The sequence below is a fragment of the Mucilaginibacter polytrichastri genome, assembly GCF_001911425.1.
GTDB classification, from domain to species: domain Bacteria; phylum Bacteroidota; class Bacteroidia; order Sphingobacteriales; family Sphingobacteriaceae; genus Mucilaginibacter; species Mucilaginibacter polytrichastri.
In genome coordinates this window covers 5,271,964-5,285,179 of the sequence record NZ_MPPL01000001.1, presented here as the reverse complement: position 1 = coordinate 5,285,179, position 13,216 = coordinate 5,271,964, and the positions used below count along the sequence as shown (strand labels likewise).

Sequence of the window (13,216 nt, the reverse complement as noted above, 5' to 3'; positions counted from 1 at the left end):
TTTCATGATGAGAAAGTGTACTCACTTAAAAGAAGTTCCTTATTCAAGTCGCCTTCAGATACTTTAATTATGTGCTTTCTAATTTCAAAGCTTTCTACTAGTATAGGGCCTCTCATCAATACAGCATTTCTAGTTTTTGGATCTACAATAATCTTACCGGGAATCATTACTGCGCCTATGTAATATGCATCTATCTTGTAAAAGTTATCATGAGTTGTAATGATAACCTTACTGACGTTTCGTTTTGCTTTAAGTTCGTCGATCTTCTGATTAAGTTCTTCTAATGTTGTTATCATATTAGTATTGCGCAAAGTCAAAGTGAGTTGAAGTAATTATAAGATACGTCTAATATAAACAATATTGGAATCTGATAGCATAAAAGATTATATCTTCAAGCATGGCATAAGGGCACACCAGTATTAACGTTATTCTACAATTTTAATGCTAATCACGCAATGCATTAGATCATAGGTACCCATCCACATATGCGTATCTGTATCCAATTTCCCCCGCCCTTGAACTATTTAGAAGCGACTCATATATAGCCCACTGCTTTTGGTAACCATTTACCAATTTGAAAAGTTGTGCATGGTTTGAACATGACACTGGGTCTGATTACACGCCCCGAACCTTCACTCTGGAAAATTCATTTTATATATGGCTTGAGCACGCTCAGGCTGTTTGTCGATCCGCAAAAAGCGGACTTTATAGCGTAGCGCAAAGTTACCTCACAGCCTATCTAAGAAGCATGCCAACTGTCTCATCATCCTTAAAAGTTAACTTTTCCAATCACCCACTAACAACCTTTAACCATGCATTTTGAGTTCAATCCCAACAAGCTCTACAAGTTCATACCCGAAGAGCCTGAAACGCCTATAAGAAAATATCGCGTTGCTAAACGCTGGAAGGTTGCTAAGTACCATCACATGGGCAAGAACAACATTGGCATCAATTGGCTTCATGAGAAGCATTTCATGACCATCCGTAATAAAATCCGCAAGCTCTATGCACAGCAGAATGAATATTTCTATGACAGAGATTGGCGACATGATAACTCTGAGAACCCATGCACTATGCACATCATCGCATGCAGTACCTTATATATGGAATTAGAGTGTAACCATTTCTTTGAGTATGAAATACACTACCACATAGATGATAGTCCGTTTAAAGAGACCATTGCAGCCATGCTTGGAACTGTCGGCAAGGCTAAACCCATCGAACACAGCATGGCAAATTATTTCAAAGACATGAGGCAGTATTACAAAGACGATCCCAAATATTTCTCTATCCTCAGCTTTGATGCTGCACAGCAAGCTTAATTAACCCATTTCACATAACCCAATGAAGCCTGAGCGACAAAACCGTTCAGGCTTTTTCATTTTAAAAGTTAACCTAATGAGTACACCACTATCAGCGATCATCGATAAAATCTCAACCGGCACTTACGTACTCGTAGAGTGGCCATTTGTGCAAGAGCTTATGGAATACGATTGGTTCAGGCAAGAATGCTACTTACATCAAGCCTTTGGAGATCAGCCTTACCTTGATTCTGCCTACTTCGTTCCGCTAATCAGACTAATTGAAATCAACTACTTCAACCAATTACAATAATGAAAAGTACCATCACTACAGACCTACGAGGCTTAACTTATAATGATTGCGTTAAGGCAGCATATTTCGAGGTCTTAAAACAAACTAAAGCGTTATTGGCAACACTGCCTGAAGACCCGCATCGTTACAGCCTGATCCGTGAAGACAAGGTACCAATCATCGAGGGCACCATTGTTCACGAGTTCATCAACCCGTTACTATACATGCGCCTTGAATGTCATAAGGACGATAAGCTTGCCATCAACTTTGGCTGTGACAGCCAGCCCGGCTTCCTGGAATATGAACCATTGTCAGGGATGTTTCTACGCATTCTTTATAAGGTAACTATGTCAACTACCACAGCGATCAATATTGAGGATTGCGTCAGGACAGACTACATTGTAACTGAATGCTCAGAGTTCTACGAGTTCTTAGAGGAAGTCGGTCTGAAGAACCACATCTTCCATCACATTAAGCACAAGCCCAAAGCAATTAAAAGAAAATTGCGCAAGGTCGCTTAACCTATCACTGATACTGTTTACCTTTGCTCCAAATCAACACAGGAGGAACTAAATAGACAGTATCATTACTACTACATATCATTAAGATTATAAAGCGTTGCTTTATTTGTTCTGTACCAGGAATCGGCAAAATTCATAAGTATAACAGAACAAATGAGATCAACGTCCGGCGCGAAGCGTCTGGACGAAGACTTGTTTGTTGTTATACGGGCCCTTTGCCGAGCCTCTGGTACGATAAATTTAGTTTAGTCCAGGCGCTTCCGTGTTATAAACCCACCGATTGAGGACTAATCGGTAATAGAACCTTTTACCAATGTCCGTTAAAACCAAAGGCTGGTTGATCTATGCCTTCCTCGTTGCCTTATTCTATGCAGGCGTTTCTTTTACACAACTCAATTCTGATTTTACGATCTGGTCAGTCACCGCACGAACAGTATTCCTCATCGGCGTTATCCCACTTTGGATCGTCGCCATGTTCATTGCCGACCCTCCAGAATTGAAATAGGTGATCACTTGATAAAACTTCACGTGCTTTAAATAACAATTCTACATACACTTAAACTTTACAGATCAATCCAAATGAAGAAGATCGCTCTACTGGCTCTAACAGCCTTAACACTATTCTCATGCTCTAAAGGTGGCAGCAACGATGCTACACCAACTACACCTACGCCAACCTCCGTTACCATTGGTGGGACAGATTACCCTATTGTCAAAATAGGCACCAAGACCTGGACATCATCAAATTATAACGGTACTGGTGGTGTCAATTACGCATTTAGCTCAACGAACAATGCTACCTATGGTAAGCTCTATACAATGGCACAGGCTAAAGCAATTTCATTACCTATAGGTTGGAGGCTACCAACCCGACAGGACTTTATAGACTTGCTGAAAGCAGCAGGGACAACCTCAACAAATTCTGATGGTGACATTACAGTAGACGGCACCGCAAGTACCAAACTACGTTCCGTAACAGTCTGGACTTATATAAATGGAACGAATATGTTAGGCTTCAATGCCTATCCTGTTGGGGTAAGCTCTTACATTATCACTCGCACACCTCAACTGCCTGCATATTCTGGGGTTGGTCATTACACCGATTTCTGGGCATCTGACGTACTTGCAAGTACAGTGGAAGGTGGAATCAACACAACACATCATTATGCTTTAGAGCTTAGCAATTATAAGTTTACTGATGGTAGTACTGAGGATTATGCCTCAGTATTCAAAGGTAACACCGTGGATCAACTCTACTTTAGCTTGCGCTTTGTTAAAGACAATTGATTACGAGGCTTTACCTTTTAAAAGTTAACACGCAGTAATGGGGAGCTTACCTGATTGGGTAGGCTCTTCTTGTATCTACAGTATAACAAACTTTCAATGGTTTGTGCAAAAATGTTGTATCACCAATATAATATCTTCGGCACCGAGTACTACAAATGTGTAAAGCCGGAATACAAAGTTTGATACACCTACCATAAGCCCACACTTGCCTTCCCCGCTTCTGTTGCTTATATCGAATTGATTCCTTTGATAAAATGCATTACATTAGATGCTGTAATCATTACAGCGTGTTGCAATTATAAATGAATAAGATAACCTTTTGGCACGTATTCCGCTTCGCTTGCATTGCTTTAGTAGTAATTCTGTACTGGGTTAGCAGTAAAGGTCCGAGTGCAAAAGAACTAATACTGCAAGAGGCAGCACTTGAAGCATTTCATGGGACGGCTGACTCGATATATCATCAAACGCAGAACCATAATACTAAGACTGTGAGAGTATCTGATGGACATATTTTAGAACTTTGGTCAGAATGGGAAAATCTTATCGACGTTGGAGATTCGTTATATAAACTGAAAGGCAGTTTTCAAATCAAGGTACTTAAACGAAGTGGGAGGGTAACAGTGTTGGATTATAAAGAGATTGTAAGGACGTTTAAAAACTGAATGCGATCAGAACCATCATGAGCCCTCCCCGCTCGGGTTGCTTACAACGGGAAAGGCTCACTCTGTTCTTCATTGCCATAGCGCAGAGGCCATCCACACACCAGGAAGATAGGTGTTCGTCATTAGTAAGCTCAACATCAATATCGCCAGTCTTCGTTCACTTTAGTAAGCTTGCAGCACACTAAAGGTTCACTGTTAACACAGACTGTCACGATTGCTGCTTTTCGCAAAGTCATTCCTCACGGAACTTATCTCTGCCTTCAATAGCATTCCGCTACGCTGTATTACCATTTCATTCAGACAGTCCCCATATTAGGCTCGCCTGCGCCATCGCAAATGGCTTCAGGCTATGTCACGGGTTTCAGGCCTACGCTCATTCCCTTGCACGTCAAAACCAGCGCCAAGCCTTAGTGAAGCATTCTTCAGATCGCTCTTGCGAGCTTCTTTCTGAAGACCATTTGCTCAACTCGCAGTCGTCTCGCAGAACTACTCCTTTAACAAAATCCCCTCATATCCCCTAATGGACTGAAAACGACTTTGCTAATATTTGCTCAAACTAAATTACCGAACCAAGGTAACTTTAATAATAGTTTAAGCTTACTAAGCAATACTATATGATTCGATAAAGTTTAATATAAACACAAACAAGATGGCACTACATCATTAGGCAGTAATAAGTATTTCGTGCAAATACCGTTAAAACACCATAGTGTTCTTCAGTTAAGATTTTATATATTGGTGCATTAACACTAACTCCTTATTCATATATAATGCGCGTTTTACAGCATAACGATTTAGTCCTTTATTCGTCGATATTATTTAATAATTGTAAAGTCGATATTAATGAATGATTCTTATTCGATATTGCATATCTCAGACCTTCACAGGTCTCTGCATGATCCGATTTCAAATGATGAACTTTTGTCTTCGTTGATTCTCGATAGAGAGCGATATATCAAAGAAAGCCCTAAAATTCCTATCCCTGAGGCGATAATTGTCAGTGGAGATTTTATTCAGGGAGTTTCGTTGGGGTCGGCAAATTATCAAGCTAGTTTAAAAAATCAATATAACACTGCTTTAGAATTTCTCAATGAACTAACTAATAGGTTTCTTGATGGAGATAAATCTAAAGTTGTGATCGTGCCTGGTAATCATGATATTGATTGGAACACTGCCTTTAGTGCAATGAAACGATTAGAGAAAAGTGAAATACCTAAGGACTTTTCCCAACAACTGCTTAACGAACATTCACTTTTTCGATGGGACTGGAAAGAACAGGTTGCTTATAAAATAGTAGATACTGAACTTTATGAGAAACGCTTAGATGAATACTGGAATTTTTTCGAACAATTCTATGCGGGAGTTAGTGGTTTATTAAGTGTTAAGCCAAAGTCTGATGCCAATTTATATAAACTATTTGACGGTAAAATAGCCATAGCTGCTTATAACTCATGTTATGGAAACGATTGTTTTGCTTTTCATGGAATGATCCGTAAAGAAGTAATTGCCCGCAGTTATTTAGAACTAAAAGATATAGGATCATTCGATTTACTTATGGCGGTATGGCATCATAATATAGAGGGACCGCCTTACAGATCTGACTATATGGATATAGATGTTGTTAAGAGTATGATTGGAAGAAATTTTCGATTGGGTGTCTACGGCCACCAGCATAAAGCACAGGTAGCTCCATATCAAGTATGGCTTCCTGATCAGGAAAGAATGGCAGTTGTAAGTGCCGGCTCACTTTGCGCTGGCCGATATGATCTACCAACCGGAGTACCTAGACAATATAACATTTTAGAGATTTCCAAGGATTTAAAAAGCGTAAGGGTTCATGTTAGAGAAATGAGAATTTCCAATTTGTTTTCCCCTGGAAGATTTCATGAATTAGGAGGTAACAGTTATACAGACCTAAATTGGGAGAATTCTAAAAATGTCTTAGGCAAGAACGTAAATGTTGAAGGGGCTAAAATTAGAGAATTGACCGAAAGTGCAGAGTTCCTGTTAATGAATGGTAGCCCTAAAGAAACTATTAAGATTTTACTTAAACTAAACTTAAGTCAAGAAGGCTATCAACGACAGCTTTTCTTAAAGGCGGCCCAATCTGCTTCTGACTGGCCCAGTATACTTTCTGTAATTGACCCACCGTTAAACATCTTTGAGCTTATACTAAAAGTTGAATCTTTCAATAATATCCATAACTATTCTGAGGCAAAAAAAATGCTTGATACTTTTGGTGATAAACTAGGTTTGCCCAAGGCTACAGAAGACGAATTAAGAAAGAGAATTGAAATACAAATACAGATCACAAACCATGGCTGAAGCAAATAATAAAATTCCATTTTCCATAGAAATAAGCAGGGTAATTGAAGTTCTTGCTTCGCAAATATACCCAACACCTTTTGCCTTACTTAGAGAAAATGTTCAGAACTCTTATGATGCTATATTGCTGCGAAAATACCTGGGACAATCTTTCGATGCTCAAATTGATATAACTATTGAGCCTGGAAAAATTACTGTTAGAGACAATGGCATTGGCATGAGTAGTGAAGACTTGAGAAATCATTTTTGGCGGGCTGGCTCTAGTAGTAAAAATACTAAAGAAGCACAGGCAGCAGGTGTAGTAGGGACTTTTGGTATTGGAGCAATGGCTAATTTTGGCATTGCAGAGGATCTTATTGTCGAATCTGAAAGCGCTAAAAATGGAGAGCGAACATCATGTAGCGCTTCAAGATCAACACTCTCAGTAACAGAAGACTGCATAGTCTTTGAAAATATACCAACGACGGGGAATCCAGGTACATTTATTACAGCAGTTATACAGCCCGATAAGTTTATTAATGTTCAAGAAGCAGTAACATATATATCACAATTTGTAGGCCACCTCACAATCAATGTTAATCTTAATGGCATAAATGTAAGTCAAAGACCAATTGAAAATTCAATACCAACTTTTCCATTAACATGGGAGTTTAAAGAAAACAATGTTGATTTAGGTGAAGGTTTCTACGCAAGCATACAACTTACCGGAGCTTTCAATGGAGACATTAGAATAGTAGTAACAAACATCATTTATGGATCTCAGCAACTTGAGGGAAAAATGGTATTAAGACAAGGACAGTCGTCATTACAAACACTTCGTAGCGGTTTCGGACTAGCAGTTACTGCCGTTTCTTCTTCGTATCAATTAGGAGGAATCGCAGACTTTTTGTTTTTACAACCAACAGCGGGTAGAGAGGCTTTAACAACCGATAGTGTAAATTTATTGCAAAGAATAGTTACTCTATTGGACAGATTAATTTCCCTTAAAATTGGCAATAGGCCTGAGAGTAATTCAAACTCCTATTTTGTTTCTTGGGCAGCTCAACATCAACGATTTGATTTATGTTCCTATTTGCAAGCACGAATAGAACCGGGAAATTCCATTGCCTTAAGAGATTTAGTCACACGTTCTAAAATATCTCCCTTATTAGTATATCATGGAACAGACAATGCAACTATTCAACACGCATCAGAAGACCGCCCAATTATAATGATATCGAGAAATTATCCTCGAAGAGATTGTGAGCTTGGTTATTTAAGACAATTTTGTAATATTGAAGAGTTGTCGGATGAACCCAAGGTAATAAAACTTATACCTAATAATGACCTATCCATTTCTCAAAGCGCATTAGCTTTTAGAATTGCTTCAGTTCTATCAGTAGATTATTTTCTTGAAGCCGATATTAAATTCGGAGTAATCACGCATGGGTTACCAATTTTAGTAACCAATCAAAGTGTTCCAATTGAAATTTGTTTAGATCCAAACGGATCTAGCGTTCAATTAATCTTAGGCATTTTTGAAAATGAATACAATGCATTTGGCCACATGGTAAAAGATTTTGTTAGGAATGTCATTTTTCCTCGGGTGGCTGACTTGGTACCGAGTTCAACCAGGCAAGGCGCGGAAGCATTTCTAAAAACCATTAATCGAACGAGAGAAATTTTCGAATACGATAATGAGGATCTTGATAGTCTCACTTCAATCTGGCAAGATTATTTAATTGGAAGAGTATCCTTCCAACAAGCTTCAGATCGCGCTGGAAAGGCCTTAGTGAAAAGTTCCCAAATTTTAGATTTTAGTGCAACTGCTCATGTAAGAGACATTGTTCCTGACGTCTTGGAGAATGAAATAATAATTGGACAAAAAGAAGATGCTAATTTTGGCCCTTTACCTGCTATTCAACGTTTAGATGTTTCAACAGAAAGAAAAGTGTTAACGATTGATATAAATGAACAACCTCTGAAAGGATACAGGTGTTTTTTGGCAATAACAGATAAAATTAAAAATGAACGTGGCGATTTTTTCTTGCAGCCACATAGAACATCTATTGTATGGGGTGGGCAGAAGGCACTCTTTATTTTTGAGCATCATTCGGGACAATTCGGACTTTACTATGATCTTCAAACACAAAATCTCATAAGTGATGGTTCGGGTGGTGGAACATTTGAAACTTGTACCATTATCATGAAGAATAGAATTTTCATTCCTATTCCTCCTGCAATAGAACAGAGTTTCCTACCTCAACCAAACGAAAGAAAAAGATTTGAGGTAAAATGTGACATTTTATATATAGATAAGAATAATTGATAACCATAAATTTATCAACTATTAAAATAAATTGTCCGTGTACAGAAACCAAGCTTTTAACTTGGTTTCTGTATGAAAACTAAATTCGATTGGGTAAATGCAAAAATCTAATCCTTACATAAATCAATTTTCAAGTTTCTTTAGTAATTGATGAATTTCTCCCCATGTAGGTAATTTATTAGCTTCAAAGCTAGATGCATAATCAATAGCTGCTTTTAATTTAAGTTGGTTATGCTTTGACTTCTCTATTTCGAGTTCATCAACCCGTTTAATTAACTTCTCTAAAGATACTTGAAGGTTTTCATCTGATGTAAAGCCTGCTATTTGTTTGGTTTTGAGCATGCCAAGTTGTTTAGGTGTATCTGATTCCATTTTATAAAGTTTATACTTGAAAATACAATTATTAACTTATAATTTGAGTCTTCTAATGAAAAAATTTACATTCAATCGTAACTAATCTATTGCGCACATTTTTAGAGCAAATGGTGTTGGACGAACAGTATATAAATTATTATGTTCGGCACTTAGGTGGCTATCTGCTTATCGTAACTTTTAAAGATTGTAGGTCAGACGGCATGTACCAATCTTACATTTCCAAAATATCAGCTACTACAGTTGACTAAAAAAGGGGGGGGGATATATAACCCTAAAATTGAAGTAAAGTGTAGACTACAACGTGCAATGACATATCGCCACGCAACATTAAAAAGTACACGGTCAAATTGCCACTTAAGTGGTGTTTTAATAGTTATTTACCAATTATTTATCAGACTTAGCTTTTAAAGGATAATGGGTGAATCCTCAATCCTTTCCATCCTCAAATTGAACTTTTCCTACACTTTGACTTTAGGGGGTATAAAACCATGTTTTTCAAGTGAAGTGTAGGTGAAAATATCTCTCTAATAAACTTATTCTAATTCTTCATCCTCAATATATCTGTAGTAATCAATACTTTCTCTTAAAGGTAGTGGCATGCCAGGCTCAACAATAGACGCCGCTAGAAATTCTTTTTGAAACAATTCAATTGGATAATTTCCATCTGTAAGAAGTTCTATACCGAACAGACTAACATTACGCCTGAAGATTTTATAAACTAATTCTTCTTGATAAGATATACTATGATTACCATTCTGCAATGCTTCTTCATATTGTGTATTAATTATAAATCCAGTTCGATTACCAGTGACATCAGTTTCGATTTTAATTGCATCCATTTCCATAAATACAATATACAAATTTTCCTATTAAAAATATTAGGTTATGGAACAAAGGGAAGAATAGAATTATTCAGCAAAGTTACGCTTAATAGCTGCTGTAGCGTGCAAGAGCTTCCCGCATAAACACAGCCTCACTCACAGGCCTTCATTTATTCGTTTGCCATCTTGCACTTGATTGCTATAAGCGTGTAGAGCATCATAATTCTTTTATTCACTTAACTTCAAAACGTATGGGAAACTCACAACCGCTTCTGAAAGCCCTGGGCTTTACTTAACGCAAGCATTACAACAAGACATTCAATTATCGTAACTTAGTATTAATTAATGGAGTGCCGGTACTTTATAAGGTACACAGTTATAAGAAATGTTCGTTTAAACGTCATATAGAGGCTTTTTGGTCGTAGGTTCGAGTCCTGCTCCCGCTACCCAGAAAGAAAAGCCTTAGTAGAAATACTGAGGCTTTTTTGCGTTTAAGAGATTTTTCTTTGCTATTTGTTAATAACCCCTATGAATGTTAAAAACTCTCTCATAGAAGTACAAATCTATTATTCGTAAATTTATTACTTAATAATCTTGATTTAAGGGAATTATGAATAGCAATCTACTAGAATTATCAACTGAAAAGCTTCTTGAAAAATTTGGCGAAGGAAGCCACAAACCCGGCTCTGGCAGTGCAGCCGCCTTTCAAGGATTATTATCAGCTCAATTAATTTTAACTGTGATAGACCTTACAATCGATGAAAAAAGAATCGACTATCAATCTATTCGCCCACAACTTCAGATAATGTCCTCGGAAATCAACACTCGAATCTATCCAAGATTAAAAAAATTATTTCAACAAGATTCTGAGCAATTTGATGCCACCATACAATTACGTATAGCCAGAAATGTTGAAAAACAATTTAAAAAGAAACACGAATTAGAACAACAAGCCAAAGATGCACTTAAGCTGGCTACAGAAACACCAATCGAAATTGCAACCCTATGTATTGACTTAGCGAAAATTGCAACATTTACGTTTAACAATGCTTTTAGATCCGCCAGGGGAGATTCAGGTGTTGCCCTTAATAGTTCGGTCGCTGTTATTGCTGGATGTTTATCAGTGATTAATTTAAACCTTCTTTCTATCGAAGACGAAAAATGGATCAAGAAAACGGAACCTATTATAAAGAACCTAAAATTTCAATATGATGAACTACATTCACGAGCTAAAGACAGTCTTTTAGTCCTTGAAAAAGAAGTTGAAGCCAATCAATCCCTTCAAAAAGAAGTCAAAAGCCTTCAAACAATTAGATTGAAAAATACGAGGTTGAAGAATACTGATATTGAAGAAATCGCCAGAAACGTACAAAATATTTTATGGAAATATCGAAATACAATTTGGAAAAAGAAAAAACCAGAAAATCCACGAAAAATTTTAAACCCCAACATAGCAATTGAAAAATTATTAAATTATCAAGTCTTTAGACGGGAGACACTCGGGGCATATGATATGTTTGGTGAATCTGTAGAGATTGCAGGAATAATTGACAACGATAAAAAGATAGTTGGCATTTCTAAAAAGTTCCCAATTCATGTTCAAAATTTCACGTTAGCACATGAACTCGGACATGCACTTTTGCATAAGGAAACTGTTTTACACCGCGATAGAGCATTAGATGGGTCCAATAATATTCCAAGAGCAACTATTGAATTACAGGCAGATAAATTCGCGTCTTATTTTTTAATGCCAAAAAAGCAAGTAAAAGAATTATTTCAAGGAATATTTCAATTAGAGAGATTTTTTATCAATGAAGATAATGTTTTTGCCTTAACAGGTGGTAGCCTGACTTCATTTAAGTCCCAATGCAGAAATTTGCGAGAATTATCAAGAATTATCGCTTCAGCTGAATCGATTTATGGCATGCCGTTTAAATCCATGGCAGAAGTTTTTAATGTATCAATTGAAACTATGTCTATTAGATTAGAAGAACTTTGTCTAGTAGAATTTGGATCAATTGTTCCCGCTGCAATACCATTTAGCTAAACTTGATGACAATATTTTAGGTCATCGAGCGGCTTGGCCTTAATCCCGCTACCCAGAAAGAAAAGCCTTAGTAGAAATACTGAGGCTTTTTTGCGTTTAAGAGATTTTGTATATTGGCATAAGTGAAAATAAACCAATTAAAAAATTATGAAAGCAATTAACCCCTGGATCAACTTCAACGGCAATGCCGAAGAAGCTTTCACTTTTTACAAATCGGTTTTCGGTGGAGAGTTCGCAAAGATCATTCGGTTCAAAGACTTATCAGGCATGGATTTCCAGGTGCCGGAAAATGAAGCCGATAAAATCATGTACATTGCCTTGCCCATTGGCAGGCACAATGTGTTAATAGCCAATGATGTCCCCCAATTTATGGGTCGGGTAAACGAAAATGAAAACAGGTCGAAAATTGCAGTTAATGCCGACAGCCGCGAAGAGGCCGACAAAATATTTAACGGACTATCAGCAGGTGGAGATATTGAAGGGCCCATTGGCGATAGTCCTTGGGGTACATACGCTGGAATGTTTAGAGACAAATACGGCATCGAATGGATTGTAGAGTTCGACCCAAATAATAATTGACAATTATTCATTAAATACCAAACTTAATGAGATGCCAATCTCATCAGCAATCATATTATTTTGCAATGCGGTAAGTATATTCCACGACTGCTGACTTTCCGGTACATCAATATGCCATTTAACGCGGTTTACAGTTGTTTTGGCAGAAACATTAATAAGCTTGCCCTTTTTTACAATCGTTGCCTCAAATACAACAGGGTTGGTAATGCCCTTTATAGTAAGGGTTCCCGATACTTTATATAATGCTGACTGCCCTACACGGCTAATCTGCGTAATATTTATGGTAGCCGTTGGATATTGAGCCATCTTAAAGAATTTAGGCGTCTTTAGCTCATTATCCACCTTTTGGTTATCAGCGGCCAAAGCATGGTCGGTACTGTGCATATTATTCATATCCAGTGTAAAAGCACCACTATTGGGTTCGCCGCCAGGTGAATAATTTAAACTACCTGAGCTAAAGAGGATGTAACCATAATGGCCGCCCATCGTTTTCCTGGCATCCCACAAAATTTTACTTTGCTGCGTATTTAAACGATAGGTTTGCTGGGCAACAGCGCCAAGTTGCAACAAGACGAGCAGCATTAAAAACAAAGATTTTTTTAACATAATTACCGATATTTGTAACGCAAACCTATTAAGGCACAGCAGGTTTACCGCAATAATTATTGTAAATAAAATTGTAAATTTTGTAAAAATTA

Annotated in this window: 13 protein-coding genes; 9 read left to right on the top strand and 4 right to left on the bottom strand. The window is 37.4% G+C overall.

Translation table 11 applies throughout. The annotated features are described in order from the left end of the window. Positions 1-2 precede the first annotated feature (2 nt). A complete protein-coding gene (locus tag RG47T_RS22875) occupies positions 3-296 on the bottom strand; it encodes a hypothetical protein (protein ID WP_074492106.1) in 294 nt (97 codons plus the stop codon). A 516-nt stretch (positions 297-812) separates the two neighbouring features. Here RG47T_RS22875 and RG47T_RS22870 point away from each other — a divergent pair. From RG47T_RS22870 to RG47T_RS22835, 7 genes are all read left to right on the top strand, one after another. Beyond that, on the top strand, positions 813-1,322 hold the full coding sequence (locus RG47T_RS22870) for a hypothetical protein (RefSeq protein WP_074492104.1): 510 nt from the start codon (positions 813-815) through the stop codon (positions 1,320-1,322). Between the two features lie 22 nt (positions 1,323-1,344). Further along, the gene (locus RG47T_RS22865; protein WP_074492102.1) at positions 1,345-1,614 is read left to right on the top strand and encodes a hypothetical protein; all 270 of its coding nucleotides are present in this window, start codon (positions 1,345-1,347) and stop codon (positions 1,612-1,614) included. Then, on the top strand, positions 1,614-2,114 hold the full coding sequence (locus RG47T_RS22860) for a hypothetical protein (protein WP_074492101.1): 501 nt from the start codon (positions 1,614-1,616) through the stop codon (positions 2,112-2,114). The genes RG47T_RS22865 and RG47T_RS22860 overlap by 1 nt, the downstream gene beginning before the upstream one ends. Before the next feature lie 313 nt (positions 2,115-2,427). Continuing rightward, complete coding sequence (locus RG47T_RS22855; protein ID WP_074492099.1) at positions 2,428-2,619, top strand: hypothetical protein; 192 nt, start codon at positions 2,428-2,430, stop codon at positions 2,617-2,619. 74 nt (positions 2,620-2,693) lie between these two features. Then, positions 2,694-3,401: an FISUMP domain-containing protein gene (locus tag RG47T_RS22850; RefSeq protein WP_074492098.1), complete on the top strand. Its 708-nt coding sequence runs from the start codon at positions 2,694-2,696 to the stop codon at positions 3,399-3,401. A 1,505-nt stretch (positions 3,402-4,906) separates the two neighbouring features. Further along, positions 4,907-6,388, top strand: coding sequence for a metallophosphoesterase family protein (locus tag RG47T_RS22840; RefSeq protein WP_074492096.1), 1,482 nt, complete (start codon positions 4,907-4,909; stop codon positions 6,386-6,388). After that, entirely contained in the window at positions 6,381-8,696 is a 2,316-nt protein-coding gene (locus tag RG47T_RS22835) for an ATP-binding protein (RefSeq protein ID WP_074492092.1), read from the top strand. The genes RG47T_RS22840 and RG47T_RS22835 overlap by 8 nt, the downstream gene beginning before the upstream one ends. Before the next feature lie 123 nt (positions 8,697-8,819). Here the strand turns inward: RG47T_RS22835 and RG47T_RS22830 are convergent, their stop codons facing one another. Next, complete coding sequence (locus RG47T_RS22830) at positions 8,820-9,068, bottom strand: hypothetical protein (protein WP_074492090.1); 249 nt, start codon at positions 9,066-9,068, stop codon at positions 8,820-8,822. Between the two features lie 536 nt (positions 9,069-9,604). Then, complete coding sequence (locus RG47T_RS22825) at positions 9,605-9,916, bottom strand: hypothetical protein (protein ID WP_074492088.1); 312 nt, start codon at positions 9,914-9,916, stop codon at positions 9,605-9,607. A 586-nt stretch (positions 9,917-10,502) separates the two neighbouring features. Between RG47T_RS22825 and RG47T_RS22820 the strand changes: the two genes are divergently transcribed. Further along, positions 10,503-11,939, top strand: a complete 1,437-nt coding sequence (locus RG47T_RS22820; RefSeq protein WP_074492086.1) for a cyclodeaminase/cyclohydrolase family protein — start codon at positions 10,503-10,505, stop codon at positions 11,937-11,939. Between the two features lie 147 nt (positions 11,940-12,086). Next, on the top strand, positions 12,087-12,518 hold the full coding sequence (locus RG47T_RS22815) for a VOC family protein (protein WP_074492084.1): 432 nt from the start codon (positions 12,087-12,089) through the stop codon (positions 12,516-12,518). A gap of 3 nt (positions 12,519-12,521) precedes the next feature. On the opposite strand, the gene RG47T_RS22810 is transcribed toward RG47T_RS22815, so the two are convergent. Beyond that, positions 12,522-13,124: a YceI family protein gene (locus RG47T_RS22810; RefSeq protein WP_139235696.1), complete on the bottom strand. Its 603-nt coding sequence runs from the start codon at positions 13,122-13,124 to the stop codon at positions 12,522-12,524. Positions 13,125-13,216: the final 92 nt, after the last annotated feature.